The following is an 18,622-nucleotide window of genomic DNA, read 5'->3' as shown; positions in this document are numbered from 1 at the left end:
GGCGGCGCGGCGGGGGCCGGTGCGGCAGGGAGGGGTACGTAGAGAGGGTGGCTGGCCTCGGTGGTCACATCCGGCACAGTAGGTCCGCCCGTATACGGGAATCCGCAGCTCAGCCCGCTCCCGCCGATCTTTAAGCCTGGCTTGAGCCGAGCCTGACCACGGGTTAACCCGGGCGCTCCCCCGGCCCGGCCTCACAGTGGGCGGGGGCGGGGACGGAGATCAGCGTTCCGTACGGGAAACAGCCGGGATGCCGCCGGGAAACACCGGCCGCGCACGCTTCCCGGTATGAGTACACGGATCGTGGTGGTCGGGGGCGGAACGGCGGGCGCCCGGCTCGCCCAGCGCCTGCCGGTCACCCTCCTCGGCGAGGAGCCGCACGCCCCGTACAACAGGGTGCTGCTCGCCGACGTCCTCGCCGGGCGGTACGGCCCCGAGGTCATCGCCCTGCCGGGGACCCGCGAGCCGGTGCGGCTCGGGGTGCGGGCGGTGCGGATCGACCGGGCGGCGCGGACGGTGGAGTGCGCGGACGGCTCCCTCGTCGGCTACGACCGCCTGGTCCTGGCGACGGGCTCCAACCCGGTGCTCCCGCCGCTGCGCGGACTGCGCGGCCCGGCCGGGGCGGAGCCGCCGGAGGGCGTCCACGCCTTCCGCACGCTCGACGACTGCCTGGCGCTGCGCGACCGGGTGCGGCCCGGGACGCGGGCGGTGGTCATCGGCGGCGGGCTCCTCGGGGTCTCGGCGGCGCGGGCGCTGGCGGCGGTGGGCGCGGAGGTGGTGCTCACCCAGCAGGGCGAGCGCCTGATGGAGCGCCAGCTGGACGCGTCGGCCTCGGAGCTGCTGCGGGAGCACGTCGAGGCCCTCGGGGTCGAGGTGCACACCGAGTGCCGGGTGAGCGGCCTGCGGCAGCGGGACGGCCGGGTCACGGCCGTCGAGCTGGCCGACGGCTTCGTCCTCGACGCGCGGGTCGTGGTCCTGGCGTGCGGGGTCCGGCCGAGGGTGGCCCTGGCGCGGGAGGCGGGCCTCGCGGTCGCCACCGGCATCGTCGTCGACGACGAGCTCCGGACGTCCGATCCGTACGTCCACGCGATCGGCGACTGCGCGGAACACGCGGGCCGGGTCTACGGGCTGGCGGGCCCGGCGCTGGAGCAGGCGGACGCCCTGGCGGAGGTCCTGCTGGCCTCGGCGGCCGCCCCGCCCCCGCCCGGACCGCCGGCCCCGGCGGGCACCGCGGGAACGGCGTCGGCTCCCGGGGCGGCTGCCGCGGGAACGGCGTCCACTCCCCGGGCGGACGCCGCGGGAACGGACCGCGCCCCCTGGGCCGCGGGAGCGGACGGTGCCTCCTCCGTCTCGGGAGCGGACCGCGCCCCCTCGGCCGCCTACACCGGCACCCGCGCCCTCACCCGGCTCACCCTGGGCGGCGCGCAGCCGCTCGACCTCGCCGCCTTCGGGGAGACCACCGCCCTGCCCGGCGACGACGTCGTCCAGCTCACCGACGCCACCCGCCGCGCCTACCGCAAGGTCGTCGTCCGCGGGGACCGCCTCGTCGGCGGCGTCCTCCTCGGCGACCTGGCCGCCGTCGGCACGCTCGCCCGGGCCTGGGAGGGCGACGAGGCCCTGCCCGAAGAGGCCCCCCTGCTGCACCTGCTCACCCACGACGGAGGCTCCTCATGACCACCCCCACCATCGTCCTGGTCGGCCACGGAATGGTCGGCCAGCGGTTCCTGGAGTCGCTCGCCGACCGCGGTGTCACCGGGCGGGCCAGGATCGTCGTCCTCTGCGAGGAGCCGCGCCCGGCCTACGACCGCGTCCAGCTGACCTCGTACTTCTCGGGGAGGACCCCGGACGACCTGTCGATGGTCGAGGCCGGCTTCATGGAGAAGCACGGAATCGAGCTGTACGTGGGCGACGCGGCGGAGTCGGTGGACCGCGACGCCCGCACGGTCACCGCCCGCTCCGGACGGGTCTTCGCCTACGACACGCTGGTCCTCGCCACCGGCTCGTACCCCTTCGTGCCGCCGGTGCCCGGCAAGGACGCCCGGGGCTGCTTCGTCTACCGGACGATCGAGGACCTGCTCGCCATCGAGGAGTACGCGGGGACGGCGAGGACCGGCGCGGTCGTCGGCGGCGGCCTGCTGGGCCTGGAGGCGGCCGGGGCGCTCAAGGGCCTCGGACTCGACACCCACGTGGTGGAGTTCGCCCCGCGGCTGATGCCGGTGCAGGTCGACGAGGGCGGCGGCGCCGCGCTGCTGCGCACCATCGAGCGGATGGGCCTGACCGTGCACACCGGGACGGGGACGCAGGAGGTCGTGACGGCGGACGGCGCCGTGACGGGGATGCGACTGTCGGACGGTTCCGAACTGGCCGTGGACATGGTCGTGTTCTCCGCCGGCGTCCGGCCCCGGGACCAGCTGGCCCGCGACTGCGGCCTTGCCGTCGGGGAGCGCGGCGGCATCGCGGTCGACGAGCGGTGCCGCACCTCGGACCCCGCGGTGTTCGCGATCGGCGAGTGCGCGCTGGCCTCCGACGGGCGGGTGTACGGCCTGGTGGCGCCGGGCTACGAGATGGCCCAGACGGTGGCGGCGACCCTCGCGGAGGAGGCGGGCGAGGACGACGGCTTCACCGGCGCCGACCTGTCGACGAAGCTGAAGCTGCTCGGGGTGGACGTCGCGTCCTTCGGCGACGCGCACGGCACGGCCGAGGGCTGCCTCGACGTCGTCTACTCCGACTCCCGCTCGGGCGTCTACAAGAAGCTGGTGGTGAGCGGCGACGGCGTCCTCCTGGGCGGTGTCCTGGTCGGCGACGCCGAGCAGTACGGCCTGCTGCGACCGCTCACCGGGACGGTCCCACCGGTCTCCCCCGAGCAGCTGGTCCTCCCGGCGGGCGCGGGCACGCCGGTCGCCCTCGGGCCCTCGGCGCTGCCGGACGAGGCGGTGATCTGCTCCTGCCACAACGTGACGAAGCACGCGATCGGCCAGTGCTCCTCGCTCGCCGAGGTGAAGAGGTGCACCAAGGCCGGCACGGGCTGCGGCAGTTGCGTGAAGGTCATCGAGAAGCTGCTGCCGGCCCCGGCCGACCGGGGCCTGTGCCGCTGCTTCCGGTACACCCGCAGCGAGCTGTACGAGATCGCCCGCACCCTGCGGGTGACCTCCTTCGCGGCGCTGCTCGACTCCCACGGACGGGAGGAGGCGCGCGGCGGGGAGGGCTGCGAGGTCTGCAAGCCGACCGTCGGCTCGATCCTGGCCTCCCTCAACAACGGCTACATCCTGGACGGCGAGCAGGCATCCCTCCAGGACACCAACGACCACTTCCTCGCCAACATGCAGCGCAACGGCTCCTACTCGGTCGTGCCGCGCATCCCCGGCGGCGAGATCACCCCGGACAAGCTCATCGTGATCGGCGAGGTGGCCCGCGACTTCGGTCTCTACACCAAGATCACCGGCGGTCAGCGGATCGACCTCTTCGGCGCCCGGGTGGATCAGCTCCCGGCGATCTGGACCCGCCTGGTCGACGCGGGCTTCGAGTCCGGGCACGCGTACGGCAAGGCGCTGCGCACGGTCAAGTCCTGCGTGGGGCAGACCTGGTGCCGGTACGGCGTGCAGGACTCGGTGCGGATGGCGATCGGACTGGAGCTGCGCTACCGGGGCCTGCGGGCCCCGCACAAGCTGAAGTCGGCCGTCTCCGGGTGCGCCCGCGAGTGCGCCGAGGCGCAGTCGAAGGACTTCGGGATCATCGCCACGGCGAGCGGCTGGAACCTGTACGTTGGCGGGAACGGCGGCGCGACCCCGCGCCACGCCGACCTGCTCGCCCAGGACCTCTCGGACGCCGAACTGGTGCGTCTGATCGACCGGTTCCTGATGTTCTACATCCGGACGGCGGACCGCCTGGAGCGGACGTCGACCTGGCTGGAGCGGCTGGAGGGCGGTCTCGACCACCTCAGGGACGTGGTGGTGCACGACTCGCTCGGGCTCTGCGGCGAGCTGGAGGCCCTGATGGCGGCGCACGTCGCCGACTACCGGGACGAGTGGGCGGAGACCCTCGACGACCCGGAGCGGCTGCGGCGCTTCGTCTCCTTCGTGAACGCCCCGGAGGCACCGGACCCCTCGGTCCGCTTCGTGCCGGAGCGCGACCAGATCAAGCCGGATCTCACGTTCCTCACCCTGGAAGGGGTCACCTCCCGATGACGCATCCGACGACGCTCGACGCCACGACGCCCGCCCCGCCCCCGGCGCCCCGGACGCCGACCCTCGAACTGTCGCCGTCCCCCGACGCCTGGATGGCGGTCTGCGAGGCGGGCCGCCTGACCCCGGGCCGGGGAGTGGCGGCGCTGCTGCCGGACGGCCGGCAGGCGGCGGTCTTCCGGGACCGGACCGGGCGGACGTACGCGATCGACAACCGCGACCCGTTCACCGGGGCGCAGGTGCTCTCCCGGGGGCTCGTCGGCTCGGCGGACGGCCGGCCGTTCGTGGCCTCGCCGCTGCTGAAGCAGCGCTTCGACCTGGAGACGGGCCGGTGCCTGGACGACGACGAGGTCGCGGTGGCGGTGTTCCCGGTACGCCTCAGGTAACTTGACCGATCGTTCCAGAGAGTCGTACGGTCCTCTCGTGGCCAGGACCAAGGAATTCGATCCCGACGCCGCGCTCCAGGCCGCCCTCGAGCTGTTCTGGGCGCGCGGCTACGAGGCGACGACGATGTCGGACCTCGTGGAGCGGCTCGGCATCGGCCGGGCCAGCATCTACGCGACCTTCGGGAACAAGCACACGCTGTACCTCAGGGCGATGGACCGCTACCTGGAGACCCGCGACCCGCGGATCGTCGAGGAGCTGTCCGCGCCGGGCCCGGCCCTGCCGGCGGTCCGCGCCCTGGTCCGCCGGTTCGCCGCCGAGGCGTCGGCCGACGGGGAGCGGGCGAACGGGTGCTTCGTCACCAACTCGGCGGCGGAGCTCGGTCCGCACGACACGGCGGTGGCCCGCCGGGTCGAACTCAGCTGGGAGCAGATCGAGACCCTCCTGTACGCGGCGCTCACCCGGGCCCGCGCCGGGGGCGAACTCCCGGCCGACCGGGACCCGCGCGCCCTGGCGCGCATGCTGCTGGTCCTGCTCCAGGGCATCCGGGTCGTCGGCAAGGCGTCGAGCGAGCCGGCCCGGGTGCGGGACGCGGCGGAACAGGCCCTGGCGCTGCTGGACTGAGGCCGCGGCACGGAAGGAAGGGCGCCCACGGGGGGCGCCCTTTCTTCGGGGCTTATTTTGGAACGTACGGTCAAATACGGGGGATGGACATGTCGCCGACGAAGGTGGGGGAACCCGGCGGAGCCGCCGAGGGCGGACGCTGCGAGGAGGCCGGAGCCGGGACGGCGCGAGGCGCGGCACGGCGTGGAGGGACCGCGCACGAGGGCAGGCCGTCAGAGGCCCGGCCGCGGGGGAGCCGCCTGCGACGGGGAGGTCGCGGGCGCGAGGGTGCCGTGCGCGAAGGCCCGGGGTGTGGAGGACCGGCGCACGAAGCGCCCGGGCGCGGGGGCCCGGCGCACGAGAGCCCGGCGCACGAGAGCCGTGCGCGCCGGAATCCCGCGCGCGAAGGCCCCGAGCGCGAGGGCCGGACGCACGAGGACCCGGCGCCCCGGGACCGCCGTACCCGTGGCGGCTTCGCCCTCCTCGCGGCCGTCCAGATGACCCTGATCTTCACGCTCGCCTCCCTCGCCGTGCCCCTCCCCCGCATCGGCGTCGAGTTCCGGCTCGACCGCGCCCAGCTGATCCTGCTGAGCGCCGCCTACGGCCTCACCTTCGCCGGGCTGCTCCTCTTCGGCGGCCGGCTCGCCGACCGCTTCGGCGGGCGCCGGGTCCTCACCGCGGGGCTGCTGGTCTTCGCCGCCTCCTCCGCCCTCGCGCCGCTCACCCCGGGGTACGAGGCGCTGCTCGCCGCCCGGTTCGGACAGGGCGTCGGCGCGGCGCTCGTCGCCCCGTCCGCGATGGCGGTCCTCCGGGCCCTGTTCCCCGACCCCGGCGCGTACAGCCGGGCGATGGCCACCTGGGGCGGCCTCTCGGTGCTGGGCGCGACGGCGGGGAACCTGCTCTCCGGGGCGATCGCGGCGGCCACGTCCTGGCGCGGGACGTTCGCGGTCCCGGTGGCGGTGGCCGTCGCGGCCCTGCTCCTGGCACCGCGCGCGCTGCCGCGGACCCCACCGGGCCGCGACCGGGACGGCCGGTCCCTGGACCTCCCCGGCGCGCTCCTGGCCACCGCCGGGGCCACCCTCGCCAGCCTCGGGCTCGTCCTCACCGACGCGCACCCCTGGGGCTCCGCCCCGGTCCTCGTCCCGCTGTCGGCCGGTCTCGTCCTCGTCACCGCCTTCGGGGCCGTGGAACGGCGCACCGCCGACCCCCTGCTGCCTCCGGACTTCCTGCGCGACCGCCGCCGGGGCCTCGGTCTCGCGGCGATCGGCCTCACGGCGACCGGCATGGCCTCCGTCTTCGTCCTGCTCTCGCTGTCGCTCCAGCAGCAGCGCGGCTGGGACGAGCTGCGCACCTCCGCGGCGTTCGTGCCCTTCGCGGTCGCCCTGCTGGGTGCGGGCCGGTCGGCGGGGCCGCTGATCGGGCGGTACGGCCCCGGGCGGGTGACCGCCGCCGGGCTCGGGACGGCGGCCGCGGGGCTCGGCCTGCTCGCCGGCACCGGCTTCACGCCGTCGGTGCCGTACGCGTACGGCCTGCTCCCCGGCCTGCTCCTGCTGCCGGCGGGCGGCGCCCTGTCCTTCGCGGCCGCCGCCGTGCTGGCCACCGAGGGCGTCCCGGCGCACCGGGCGGGCCTCGCGGGCGGCGTCCTCAACACGGCGATGGAGCTCGGCCCGACCGTGGTCTTCGCCGCGCTGCTCGCCCTCGGCGGGGACGCGGTGTCCCTGGCGGCGGCCGCCGCCCTGTTCGCCGCGCTCGCCTCCGCCGCGTCCCGCCTCGGGTAGGCACGCGTCCTCACGCCCCACGACCGCATCGCACGGAAGCTCACACCGCACACCACACGCCACACGCCACACGCCACACGGGAGTCGACTCACATGAACGCACGCTTCACCGACCGCGTCGTCCTCGTCACCGGGGCCGGTTCCGGTCTCGGCCGGGCCATCGCGCTCGCCTTCGCCGCCGAGGGCGCGAAGGTCGTCGTCGCCGGCCGCACCGCCGAGCCCCTGGCGGGGACGGTGGGCCTGATCGAAGCCGCCGGGGGCACCGCCGCGGCCGTCACGGCCGACGTGACCGACACCGGGTCCGTACGGGAGCTGGTCCGGCGCACGGTCGAGATCCACGGCGGTCTCGACGTGGCCGTGAACAACGCGGGGGTGTTCCGCGGCGGCGGCCGGAGCGCCGCCGACCTCCCGCTGGACGAGTGGCGGACGCTGCTCGACGTCAACGTGACCGGCGTGCTGCACGCCCTGCAGGCCGAGGTCGCGCACATGCGGGCGCACGGCGGCGGGGCCATCGTGAACATCGCGTCGAACCTGGGCCCGCACGTCCGGAAGCCGGGCCTCCTCGGCTACCAGGTCTCCAAGGCCGCCGTGTCGGCGCTCACCCGGGCCGCGGCCCTGGACCACATCGCCGACGGGGTCCGGATCAACGCGGTCAGCCCCGGTGCCGCGGAGTCCTCGATGTCGCTGCTGCCCGGCGAGACGGAGGCCGGGCGGGAGGTCCGGATGAAGCAGGAGTCCCCGCTGGGGCGGATCTCCTCCGCCGCCGAGGTGGCGGCGGCGGTGCTGTACCTGGCGTCGGACGCGGCGGGCTCCGCCGTCGGCACGGATCTGGTGATCGACGGCGGCGTCTCCGCCTGACGCACGGGGCTCAGCCCTGGGCGGCCGCCGGGTCCATCCAGAAGACCTCCCAGTGGTGGCCGTCCAGGTCCGTGAAGGAGCGGCCGTACATGAAGCCCATGTCCATCGCGTCCTTCGCCGGGGTGCCGCCGGCGGCGAGGGCCGCGTCGGCCAGCTCGTCGCACCTCTCGCGGCTCTCGGCGCTCAGGGTGACCAGGACCTCGGTCGCCCTGGTGGCGTCGGAGACCTCCTTGCCGGGGGCCATGAACGACCTGAACTTCTCCTCCTCGAGGAGCATCGCGAAGATCGTGTCACTGAAGACCACGCAGGCGGTGGACTCGTCGCTGAACTGCGGGTTGTGGGAGAAGCCGAGCTTCTCGAAGAAGGCCCTGCTGGCGTCGACACTCTTGACGGGCAGGTTCACGAAGATCATCTGCGGGGCCATGATGCGCTCTCTTCCCTTGCGGTCGCTCCGGTCGCTTCGGTCGCTCCGGCGCTTTCAAGAGGTAGGACGGGCGTCCCGCCCGTAACTCATCGCTCTCCCGGGGATTCTTTTCCGATCAGGCCGCGGAGCGCAGCTCAAGGGCGGCCAACGGTACGAATCCACCGCCCGCGCCCGCCGTGCCGGCCCCGGGGCCGGCGAGCCGGCGGAGCATCGCGACGGCGATCCGCTCGCCCTGGCCCTTGGCCCGCTCGGCGCGCGGCCCGGTGTGCAGGCCGTCGACGGCGGCCCGCCAGAGCTGCACCCAGCGCCCGAAGTGGGCGGCGGTGAGGGGCCGGGCGGAGTGGAGGGCGGCGTGCGGCGCGAAGGCGTCGCGGCCGTAGTCGGCGGTACGGAAGAGGGCGCGCTCCCAGAAGTCGGTGATGCGCGGCAGGTGCGCTTCGAGGTCGGTGCCGGCGATCGCGGTGAAGAACGGCCCGATGAGGGGGTCGGCGAAGGCGGCGGTGTAGAACCGCCGCAGCAGCACGTCGAGGTCGCCTCGGCCCCTGATGTCCCGGGTGGCACGCATGCCCTCCAGTGTCCCCGCGGGACCGGATCCGTCCAAGTGCCGAAGGTCCCGGCCGGGCGGGGTCCGTGCGGGCGGAGTCCCGTGCGAGCCCGGGCCCGCCCCGGACCGCACCGCGCACCCCCGAGTCCGCACCGCGCACCCCCGAGTCCCGCACCGCACCACCCACCCGCGCCCCGGAGTCCCGGACCGCACCGCGGCCCCCGGACCCGCCCGCCCGACAGGGACCCGCCGCTTCCCCGTCACCGCTTGTTGATGCACCGTCAACTCCGTACTCCTAGGTTCCGGAAGCGCGCGACCCCGTCGCCGACCGGTCTGACGGGGCGGTTCACCACCCTTCCCAGGAGTGACACGTGGAGCGACGCAGTTTTCTGCGCGGAGCGGTCATCGGCACGTCGGCGGCGGCCTTCGGCGGCACCCTGATGCACGGCGCCGCCTACGCGGCCCCCGCGCAGCCCGGAGCAGGCCCGTACGGCGCCCTCGGCGCGGCGGACGCCAACGGCATCCTGCTGCCCGCCGGCTTCACCAGCCGGGTCGTCGCACGGTCGGGCCAGACGGTGCCCGGCACCTCGTACACCTGGCACAGCGCCCCCGACGGCGGCGCCTGCTTCGCCGACGGCACCGGCTGGATCTACGTGTCGAACTCGGAGATCAACCCGAGCGGCGGCGCGAGCGCGCTGCGGTTCGGCTCGACCGGCGCCGTCACCGGCGCGTACCGCGTGCTGTCCGGCACCCGGCAGAACTGCGCCGGCGGCCGGACCCCGTGGAACACCTGGCTCTCCTGCGAGGAGGTCAGCCTCGGGTACGTCTACGAGACCGACCCGTACGGGGTGAACGCGGCCGTCCGGCGGGACGCCATGGGCCGCTTCAAGCACGAGGCCGCCGCGGCGGACCCGGTCCGCAAGGTCGTCTACCTGACCGAGGACGAGACGAACGGCTGCTTCTACCGCTTCATCCCCACCACCTGGGGGAACCTCTCCGCCGGCACCCTCCAGGTACTGGTCGCGGGCACCGCCGCGAGCGGCTCCTTCAGCTGGCAGAACGTCCCCGACCCGGACGGCTCCCCGACCGCGACCCGCAGCCAGGTCTCGGGCGCGAAGAAGTTCAACGGCGGCGAGGGCTGCCACTACGCCAACGACACCGTCTGGTTCACCACCAAGGGCGACAACCGGCTCTGGCAGCTGAACCTCGCGTCCGGCACCTACGAGCTGGCCTACGACGACTCGCTCGTGCCCGGCGGCGCCGCCCCGCTGACCGGCGTCGACAACGTCACCGGCTCCTCCTCCGGCGACCTGTTCATCGCCGAGGACGGCGGCACCATGGAGATCTGCGTCATCACCCCGGACGACGTCGTCGCGCCCTTCCTGCGGATCAACGGCCAGTCCTCCTCGGAGATCACCGGCCCCGCCTTCTCCCCCGACGGCCGGCGCCTCTACTTCTCCAGCCAGCGGGGCACCAGCGGCAGCTCCTCCGGCGGCATCACCTACGAGGTGACGGGCCCGTTCCGCGCCTGACGCCGCGCGGTGGACGGGCCCCGCTCCCCTACGAGCCGGCCGACCCGTTCCGCGCGTAGCACCGCAGGTCCACCGTCCGTTGGGCGCCGCCGAGCAGGGCGGCGCCCAGCGGCGTCAGGGTGTGCAGGACCGCGTTCCCGTGCCGCAGGGTCGCGATGAGCCCCGCCTCGCGGAGCACCCCGGCGTGCTGGCTCGCCGAGGCCAGCGAGACCCCGGCCCGGCGGGCGAGCTCGCTCGTCGTGCCGCCGTCGCCGATGGCGTGCAGCACGGCCGAGCGGGTCTGGCCGACCAGCTTGGCGAGCGAGGAGCCGCCAGGCGCCCGGACGGTCGGCGCCTCGCCGTGGGTGACCGGGTAGACGAGGACCGGGGGCAACGCGGGGTCGCGCAGCACCACGGGGGTCCCCCGGCAGAAGTACGAGGGCTGGAGCAGCAGCCCCCGCCCGTCGAGGTGGACGTCCCGGTCGACCGGGTAGTCGGCCTCCAGGACGGGCGCGCGCCAGCGCAGCATCGGCGGCAGCGAGGCGAGGAGCTCGTCCGCGCCGCCGTCCAGGAGCGCGCGGCCGCGCCGCGCCCGGTCGGCCTCGACACGGGCCCTGATGTGCGGCCAGTACGGCTCCACGGCGGCGCGGTGGTAGCTCCGCAGCGCCCCCAGGAGCCGGCCGAAGGGGCCCGCGCCGCCGTCGGCGAGGGCGCGCAGCGAATGCGGCACCGTGCGCCCGCCGGAGCGGTCGGCGGCGAGGAGGGAGAGCTCGCCGCGCAGTCGTCCGGGGTCGGTGCCGCGGACCGCCTCCAAGCCCTCGTCGAGCCCGTGGACGCCCTCGGCGGGCGTCAGGAAGTCGGGAAAATAGCCGCGGCTCGGAACGAGCGCCGCGAGGAGCCTCGTCTCACCGCCGAGCCGCATCCGGGTTGCGGAGCGCCATTCCCCGAAGACGACGGGGCCGCGCCGGTCCCTTAAACGGTGAAAGCTGAGAATCGTTTCCCACAGAACATCGGGCCGGGCGGCGGTCCGTACCCCCGCCAGATCGTTTCCGGTGAAATGAATCCGCAGCATGACGTCCCCACCTGTGCACTCGCAACCACCCCCGACGTCGAGTATGCACAGCATCACTGCACGTTACCAGGGTGTTTCAGCCACAGTTGAAAAGCATCGCGGCAATGGGGGCGGAACCGAAAAGCTGTACGGGTCGGGCAGGAAACCTTCTGGACCGAGGTGACGTGGTGAAGACCGTGGGGGGCTTTGCCCGTCCGGCGGCGGTCGGCGAGGGTTGCGGCTCACCTGCCCGGCAGCGGTAAAGGGCGCGGCCTCCGGGTGGGGATCCGGGGGTCGCGCCCGCCTCATTCTTTGCGGTGGATCCTTTGCGGAGGACGAGAAAGTTCAATGGCCAATAATTCAATCAGGCGCAATTGAACAACTCCTCACATCCGCTCAACAAACAAACGACGGGACGGACACCTCCGCACAAAGGTGTCCGTCCCGTCGCCGTGATTCCGGGGCCGCCGCCCGCCGGTGAGGGTGGTGGAGTGACCGGCGGCGCCCCCGGTCGTACCGGAGTGGTTCGGTGATTCCCGCTGCTGAACGGGGGTTCAGGAGGGCCCGACCGCCGCTCCTGACCCCCCGTTCAGCAGGACTCAGCGGCTGTCGCTGCCCTTCGACTCGGCCGCCGCGCGGCCGGCCTCCAGGCGCGCCACCGGGATCCGGAAGGGCGAGCAGGAGACGTAGTCGAGACCGACCTCGTGGAAGAAGTGCACCGACTCCGGGTCGCCGCCGTGCTCGCCGCAGACACCGAGCTTGATGTCGGGGCGGGTGGCGCGGCCGGCCTGGACGGCGCTGCGCACGAGCGCGCCGACGCCGTCCTTGTCGATGGTCTCGAAGGGGCTGACCCCGAAGATGCCCTTCTCCAGGTACGCCGTGAAGAACGAGGCCTCCACGTCGTCGCGGGAGAAGCCCCAGACCGTCTGCGTCAGGTCGTTGGTGCCGAAGGAGAAGAACTCCGCGGCCTCGGCGATCTGACCGGCGGTCACGGCGGCGCGCGGCAGCTCGATCATGGTGCCGAGGGCGAGCTTGAGCTCGACGCCGGTGCGGGCCTGGACCTCCGCGATGACCTGCTCGGCCTCCTCGCGGACGATCTCCAGCTCCTGCACGGTGCCGACGAGCGGGATCATGATCTCGACCCGCGGGTCGCCCTTGGCGTCGAGGCGCTGGGCGGCGGCCTCGGCGATCGCCCGGACCTGCATGGTGAACAGGCCGGGGATGACCAGGCCGAGGCGGACGCCGCGCAGGCCCAGCATCGGGTTCTGCTCGTGCAGCCGGTGCACGGCCTGGAGCAGGCGCAGGTCGTTCTCGTGCGGCTCCTTGCGGGACTCGGCGAGGGCGACGCGCACCGACAGCTCGGTGATGTCGGGCAGGAACTCGTGCAGCGGCGGGTCGAGCAGGCGGACCGTGACGGGCAGCCCGTCCATGGCCTCGAAGAGCTCGACGAAGTCCGTCTGCTGGAGCGGCAGCAGGGCCTCCAGGGCCTCGTCGCGCTCGGCGTCCGTGTCGGCCAGGATGAGCCGCTCCACGAACTGGCGGCGCTCGCCGAGGAACATGTGCTCGGTACGGCAGAGGCCGATGCCCTGGGCGCCGAAGCGGCGGGCGCGGTTGGCGTCCTCGGCGTTGTCGGCGTTGGCGCGGACGCGCAGCCGGCGGACGCGGTCGGCGTAGGCCATGATCCGGTGGACGGCCTGGACGAGCTCGTCGGCGTCGTCGGCGCCGGCGTGCATGCGGCCCTCGAAGTACTCGACGACCGGGGACGGTACGACGGGTACCTCACCGAGGTACACCTTGCCGGTGGAGCCGTCGATGGAGACGACGTCGCCCTCCTCGACGACCTGGCCGTCGGACGTGGTCATCCGGCGGCGCTTGGTGTCGACCTCCAGCTCCTCGGCGCCGCAGACACAGGTCTTGCCCATGCCGCGGGCGACGACGGCGGCGTGCGAGGTCTTGCCGCCCCGGGAGGTGAGGATGCCCTCGGCGGCGATCATGCCGTCCAGGTCGTCCGGGTTGGTCTCGCGGCGGATCAGGATGACCTTCTCGCCCGAGCGGGACCACTTGACGGCGGTGTACGAGTCGAAGACGGCCTTGCCGACGGCCGCGCCCGGGGAGGCGGCGATGCCGCGCCCGATCTGCTCGACCTTGGCGGCCTCGTCGAACTTGGGGAACATCAGCTGGGCGAGCTGGGCGCCGGTGACGCGCTGGAGCGCCTCGGCCTCGTCGATCAGACCCTGGTCCACGAGCTGCGTGGCGATGCGGAAGGCGGCGCCGGCGGTGCGCTTGCCGACACGGGTCTGGAGCATCCAGAGCTGGCCGCGCTCGATGGTGAACTCGATGTCGCAGAGATCCTTGTAGTGGGTCTCCAGCGTGTTCATGATCTCCATGAGCTGGTCGTACGAGGTCTTGTCGATGCCCTCGAGGTCGGCCAGCGGCACGGTGTTGCGGATGCCGGCGACGACGTCCTCGCCCTGCGCGTTCTGCAGGTAGTCGCCGTAGACGCCCTCGTGGCCGGAGGCGGGGTCGCGGGTGAAGGCGACGCCGGTGCCGGAGTCCGGGCCGAGGTTGCCGAAGACCATCGAGCAGACGTTGACCGCGGTGCCGAGGTCGCCCGGGATGCGCTCCTGGCGGCGGTACAGCTTGGCGCGGTCGGTGTTCCAGGAGTTGAAGACGGCCTCGATGGCGAGGTCCATCTGCTCCCGCGGGTCCTGGGGGAAGTCGCGTCCGGTCTCGGCCTTGACGATCCTCTTGAAGTGCTCGACGACCCGCTGGAGGTCGGCGGCGTCGAGGTCGGTGTCGCTGGCGACCTTCTTCGCGGACTTCGCCTCGTCCAGCGCGTCCTCGAAGAGCTCGCCCTCGACGCCGAGGACGGTCTTGCCGAACATCTGGATGAGACGGCGGTACGAGTCCCACGCGAAGCGCTCGTTGTCCGCCTGGCGGGCGAGGCCGACGACGGAGGCGTCGGAGAGGCCGATGTTGAGGACGGTGTCCATCATGCCCGGCATGGAGAACTTCGCCCCGGAGCGCACCGAGACCAGCAGCGGGTCGTCGGCCTGGCCGAGCTTCTTCCCCATGCGCTGCTCCAGCGCGTCGAGGTGGGCGCTCACCTCGTCGCGGAGCGCGACGGGCTCCGAGCCGCTCTCGAGGTAGACCTTGCACGCCTCGGTGGTGATCGTGAACCCGGGGGGGACCGGCAGACCGAGGTTGGTCATCTCGGCCAGGTTCGCGCCCTTGCCACCGAGCAGGTCCTTCAGGTCCCTGTTGCCCTCGGTGAAGTCGTACACGAACTTCTGATCATTGTTTTCCGACACGGGTCCCGACTCCTCGATGACTCGGTTGGCTGCCCTGACGGCGAGGAACATACCCAGATCGAAGGCTTCTGGGGAGGTACGCCTAGCGGTCACGTGGCCTTAACCACCCGTCCGCCAGCACATCGAAAGTAACCGAGAAGTAGCTTCCGTTTTCAGACCCCGAAGACGCCATGACCGAAACCAGAGGAAAAACGCTCACATGAGCACCCATCGCGGCACTTGCATTCAAGTCTTGAACGCAAAAAGGGTGGCACCCGGTGCCACCCTTCAGGCGGTGCAGCCGTTCGTAACCTGCTCATCTGAGCGCCACCCCCCTCAAGGGTGGCGAGGATCACTCCCCCGGAACGGCCGATTCACGGCCGGATCTCAGCCGCCGGACGTGTCCAGCTCGGCGTCCTCGCTCACGCCTGAGCAGTCGTAGGGGTCCTTCAACCAGCCGTCCGGCAGGACAACCCGGTTGTTTCCAGACGTACGACCCCGAGGGCCGTCGGCGCCCGTCGGCCACGGCTGGTCGAGGTCGAGCTCGCTCAACTGAGCGCTCAGTTCGTCCAGCGACGAGGTGATCGCCAGCTTCTTGCGCATCTCGGACCCCACCGAGAAGCCCTTCAGGTACCAGGCCACATGCTTGCGGAAGTCGATGACACCGCGTGCCTCGTCGCCGATCCACTCGCCGAGCAGCCGGGCGTGTCGCACCATCGCCTCCGCGACCACCCGCAGACCCGGCGCCGCGTAGGCCCCGGTCCCCTCGAAGGCCGCCACGAGATCCGCGAAGAGCCACGGCCGCCCCAGGCAGCCGCGCCCGACGACCACGCCGTCGCAGCCCGTCTCTCGCATCATCCGCAGGGCGTCGTCGGCGGACCAGATGTCGCCGTTGCCCAGGACCGGGATCTCCGGCACGTGCTCCTTGAGCCGCGCGATCGCGTCCCAGTCCGCCGTGCCGCCGTAGTGCTGCGCCGCCGTCCGCCCGTGCAGCGCGATCGCGGTGACGCCCTCCTCGACCGCGATCCGGCCCGCGTCCAGGTAGGTGATGTGGTCGTCGTCGATGCCCTTGCGCATCTTCATCGTCACCGGCAGGTCGCCCGCGTTGCCCACGGCCTCGTTGAGGATCGCCCGCAGCAGCGGCCGCTTGTAGGGCAGGGCGGAGCCGCCGCCCTTCCGGGTCACCTTGGGGACCGGGCAGCCGAAGTTCAGGTCGATGTGGTCGGCGAGGTCCTCGTCGACGATCATGCGCACGGCCTTGCCGACCGTCACCGGGTCCACCCCGTACAGCTGGATGGAGCGCGGCTGCTCGGTCGCGTCGAAGCGGATGAGCTGCATCGTCTTCTCGTTGCGCTCGACCAGGGCCCGCGTCGTGATCATCTCGCTCACGAACAGCCCCTTGCCGCCGCTGAACTCGCGGCAGAGGGTGCGGAAGGGGGCGTTGGTGATGCCGGCCATCGGGGCGAGCACCACCGGCGGCTGCACGATGTGCGGGCCGATGGCAAGAGGGGAGAACGCGGTCATCGGACCATTGTCGCGCACTGCGCCGGTCATTAGTTAGCCGTACTATCCGAACATGCCAGAGCTCACACGCGCGGAGCTCCCCCGGCGCCGGCAACTCGTCGTCCTGGCGATCTGCTGCACGAGCCTGCTGATCGTCAGCCTGGACAACACCGCGCTCAACGTCGCCCTGCCCTCGCTCCGCGACGACCTCGACGCCTCCGTCTCCGGCATGCAGTGGGTCATCGACGCCTACACCCTCGTCCTCGCCTCCCTGCTCATGCTCGCCGGCTCCACCGCCGACCGGATCGGCCGCCGCAGGGTCTTCGTGACCGGCCTCGTCGTCTTCGCCCTGGGCTCGCTGCTCTGCTCCCTGGCGCCGAACCTGGAGGCGCTGGTCGCCTTCCGCGCGGTGCAGGCGGTCGGCGGCTCGATGCTCAACCCGGTCGCCATGTCGATCATCACCAACACCTTCACCGAACCCGCCGCACGCGCGCGTGCCATCGGCGTCTGGGGCGCGGTCGTCGGCATCTCCCTGGCCCTGGGGCCGCTGGTGGGCGGTGTGCTGGTCGAGTCGGTCGGCTGGCGGGCGATCTTCTGGGTCAACCTGCCGGTCGCCCTCGGGGCCCTGCTCCTGACCCTGCGCTACGTCCCCGAGTCGCGCGCGCCCCGCCCCCGCCGCCCCGACCCGGTCGGACAGCTCCTGGTGGCCGCGTTCCTCGGCTCCCTCACGTACGCGATCATCGAGACCGACCCGCTCTTCGCCGGGATCGCGGTGGCGGCGCTCGCCGGCGTCCTGGTGTACGAGCCGAGGCGCCGCGAACCCCTGATCGACCTGCGGTTCTTCCGCAGCGCCCCGTTCAGCGGCGCCACCGTCGTCGCGGTCTGCGCCTTCTCGGGCTTCGCCGGCTTCCTGTTCCTGAACACCCTGTACCTCCAGGAGGTGCGCGGCCTCTCACCGCTGGAGGCCGGCCTGTACGTGCTGCCGATGGCGGGCATGACCTTCGTCTTCGCCCCGCTGTCGGGCCGCCTCACGGGCGCGCGTGGACCCCGCCTCCCGCTGCTCCTCGCGGGCACGGCGATGGCGGCGGGGGCGCTGCTCTTCGCGGCCTTCGAGGCGGAGACCCGTGATCCGCTGCTCTTCACGGGGTACGTGGCCTTCGGCATCGGCTTCGGGCTGGTGAACGCCCCGATCACCAACACGGCCGTCTCGGGGATGCCCCGCGCGCAGGCGGGGGTGGCGGCGGCGGTGGCCTCCACGAGCCGGCAGGTCGGACAGACGCTCGGGGTCGCGGTCGTCGGCACGGTGCTCGCGACCGGGGTGGGCGCCGGGACGTCCCCCGAGGACTTCGTGGCGGCGGCGCGGCCCGGCTACTGGGTGGTGACGGCCTGCGGCCTCGCCGTCCTCGCGGTCGGCGCGCTGACCAGCGGGACCTGGGCCCGCCGCACGGCGGAGCGGACGGCCCGCTGCCTGGCGGACGAGGGGACGCGTCCGGCGGACGGGGCCGGCCTCCCGCTCAGACGGCGGTGAGGGACCGGTCCCGCGCGCTGCCCCGGCCCTCGCCGGCCCGCCGGTCCTCGTCCGCGGGCCGGTCCCGCGGCGCGCCGTGGGCCGCCGGGGCCCCTCCGGCCTCCTCGCGGACGACGAGCTCCAGGAGCCGTTCGAGCCGGGCCCGGGACTCCTCGTCGATCGGGACGTAGGTGCCGAGGCGCGGACCGGCGGCCGGGCCGAGCCAGAGGTTGGTGTGCTCCAGGTGGAGCACGCCGACCTCGGCGTTGCGGATGACCTTGGCGCGACCGGCGAGGTCGGCCACGTCGCGGCGCTCCCACAGCTCGCGGAACTCCGGGGAGGCGTCCTGGAGGCGCTGGACCAGCGCCTTCCAGGCCGGTTCGGCCAGGTGCTCGGCCATCGAGGCGCGGAGCTTGCCGACCATCGCGCGCAGGACCTCGGGGAGGTCGCCGAAGGCGGCCCGGAAGCGCTCGTCGGTGAAGGCGAGCCAGAGGGTGTTGCGGTCCTCTCGGGGCAGCGCGTCGAGATCGCGGTAGAGCCGTCCGAAGGTGCGGTTGTAGGCGAGGAAGTCGTACCGGCTGTTCTGGACGCAGGCGGGGACGGGCTCCAGCTGGCGGAGCAGGGCGCGGAGTGCGGGGGTGACGGCCGGGCAGGCCGTCTCGGGGTGCGGGTCGCTCTGCGCGGCGAGGGCGAAGAGGTGGCTGCGCTCGGTGGGGTCGAGCAGCAGGGCTCCCGCGAGGGCGTCGAGGACCTGCGGGGAGACCTGGATGTCGCGGGCCTGTTCGAGCCAGGTGTACCAGGTGACGCCGACGGCGGAGAGCTGGGCGACCTCCTCGCGGCGCAGCCCGGGGGTGCGGCGGCGGCGTCCCCGGGGCAGGCCGACCTGCTCGGGGGTGATGCGCTCGCGCCGGCTGCGCAGGAAGGCGGCGAGCTCGTGCCGCCGCGTGCCGGGTTCCGCCGTCGTCATCGTCACGCTCCCAGGGTGCCGGGC

The 18,622-nt window shown here is 73.3% G+C and carries 14 protein-coding genes; 8 read left to right on the top strand and 6 right to left on the bottom strand.

The window, feature by feature from the left end:
* Positions 1 to 285: 285 nt before the first annotated feature.
* From ACY0MR_RS24795 to ACY0MR_RS24770, 6 genes are all read left to right on the top strand, one after another.
* Complete coding sequence (locus ACY0MR_RS24795; RefSeq protein WP_473555426.1) at positions 286 to 1,671, top strand: NAD(P)/FAD-dependent oxidoreductase; 1,386 nt, start codon at positions 286 to 288, stop codon at positions 1,669 to 1,671.
* Positions 1,668 to 4,181, top strand: coding sequence for a nitrite reductase large subunit NirB (gene nirB / locus ACY0MR_RS24790; protein ID WP_473555423.1), 2,514 nt, complete (start codon positions 1,668 to 1,670; stop codon positions 4,179 to 4,181). The genes ACY0MR_RS24795 and nirB overlap by 4 nt, the downstream gene beginning before the upstream one ends.
* Positions 4,178 to 4,564: a nitrite reductase small subunit NirD gene (gene nirD / locus ACY0MR_RS24785; RefSeq protein ID WP_473555421.1), complete on the top strand. Its 387-nt coding sequence runs from the start codon at positions 4,178 to 4,180 to the stop codon at positions 4,562 to 4,564. Before nirB ends, nirD begins: the two co-directional genes overlap by 4 nt.
* Positions 4,565 to 4,601: 37 nt before the next feature.
* Entirely contained in the window at positions 4,602 to 5,186 is a 585-nt protein-coding gene (locus ACY0MR_RS24780; RefSeq protein WP_392863505.1) for a TetR/AcrR family transcriptional regulator, read from the top strand.
* A 476-nt stretch (positions 5,187 to 5,662) separates the two neighbouring features.
* Positions 5,663 to 6,943: an MFS transporter gene (locus ACY0MR_RS24775; protein WP_473555418.1), complete on the top strand. Its 1,281-nt coding sequence runs from the start codon at positions 5,663 to 5,665 to the stop codon at positions 6,941 to 6,943.
* A 93-nt stretch (positions 6,944 to 7,036) separates the two neighbouring features.
* Positions 7,037 to 7,801, top strand: coding sequence for an SDR family NAD(P)-dependent oxidoreductase (locus tag ACY0MR_RS24770; RefSeq protein ID WP_473555416.1), 765 nt, complete (start codon positions 7,037 to 7,039; stop codon positions 7,799 to 7,801).
* Positions 7,802 to 7,811: 10 nt separating this feature from the next.
* Here the strand turns inward: ACY0MR_RS24770 and ACY0MR_RS24765 are convergent, their stop codons facing one another.
* Both ACY0MR_RS24765 and ACY0MR_RS24760 read right to left on the bottom strand, forming a co-directional pair.
* The gene (locus ACY0MR_RS24765) at positions 7,812 to 8,225 is read right to left on the bottom strand and encodes a VOC family protein (RefSeq protein ID WP_361849771.1); all 414 of its coding nucleotides are present in this window, start codon (positions 8,223 to 8,225) and stop codon (positions 7,812 to 7,814) included.
* Positions 8,226 to 8,340: 115 nt separating this feature from the next.
* Complete coding sequence (locus ACY0MR_RS24760) at positions 8,341 to 8,790, bottom strand: group III truncated hemoglobin (protein ID WP_392863506.1); 450 nt, start codon at positions 8,788 to 8,790, stop codon at positions 8,341 to 8,343.
* A 350-nt stretch (positions 8,791 to 9,140) separates the two neighbouring features.
* Between ACY0MR_RS24760 and ACY0MR_RS24755 the strand changes: the two genes are divergently transcribed.
* Positions 9,141 to 10,301, top strand: a complete 1,161-nt coding sequence (locus tag ACY0MR_RS24755) for an alkaline phosphatase PhoX (protein WP_361849775.1) — start codon at positions 9,141 to 9,143, stop codon at positions 10,299 to 10,301.
* A gap of 28 nt (positions 10,302 to 10,329) precedes the next feature.
* Here ACY0MR_RS24755 and ACY0MR_RS24750 read toward each other — a convergent pair whose 3' ends face one another.
* The 3 genes from ACY0MR_RS24750 to dusB all read right to left on the bottom strand — a co-directional run bounded on the left by ACY0MR_RS24750 (position 10,330) and on the right by dusB (position 16,145).
* The gene (locus tag ACY0MR_RS24750; RefSeq protein WP_388799009.1) at positions 10,330 to 11,352 is read right to left on the bottom strand and encodes an ArsR/SmtB family transcription factor; all 1,023 of its coding nucleotides are present in this window, start codon (positions 11,350 to 11,352) and stop codon (positions 10,330 to 10,332) included.
* A 578-nt stretch (positions 11,353 to 11,930) separates the two neighbouring features.
* The gene (gene ppdK / locus ACY0MR_RS24745; RefSeq protein WP_361849779.1) at positions 11,931 to 14,642 is read right to left on the bottom strand and encodes a pyruvate, phosphate dikinase; all 2,712 of its coding nucleotides are present in this window, start codon (positions 14,640 to 14,642) and stop codon (positions 11,931 to 11,933) included.
* Positions 14,643 to 15,008: 366 nt separating this feature from the next.
* On the bottom strand, positions 15,009 to 16,145 hold the full coding sequence (gene dusB / locus ACY0MR_RS24740; RefSeq protein WP_361849781.1) for a tRNA dihydrouridine synthase DusB: 1,137 nt from the start codon (positions 16,143 to 16,145) through the stop codon (positions 15,009 to 15,011).
* Positions 16,146 to 16,197: 52 nt separating this feature from the next.
* Here dusB and ACY0MR_RS24735 point away from each other — a divergent pair, with 52 nt between their 5' ends.
* Positions 16,198 to 17,652, top strand: coding sequence for an MFS transporter (locus ACY0MR_RS24735; RefSeq protein ID WP_388799005.1), 1,455 nt, complete (start codon positions 16,198 to 16,200; stop codon positions 17,650 to 17,652).
* Here ACY0MR_RS24735 and ACY0MR_RS24730 read toward each other — a convergent pair.
* On the bottom strand, positions 17,639 to 18,598 hold the full coding sequence (locus tag ACY0MR_RS24730; protein ID WP_473561878.1) for an MmyB family transcriptional regulator: 960 nt from the start codon (positions 18,596 to 18,598) through the stop codon (positions 17,639 to 17,641). The two genes, ACY0MR_RS24735 and ACY0MR_RS24730, sit on opposite strands and share 14 nt — an antisense overlap.
* Positions 18,599 to 18,622: the final 24 nt, after the last annotated feature.

The organism is Streptomyces sp. JN8 (assembly GCF_055808075.1).
Note: the sequence above shows the minus strand (reverse complement) of the source record. Positions and strands in the feature narration are given on the sequence as shown.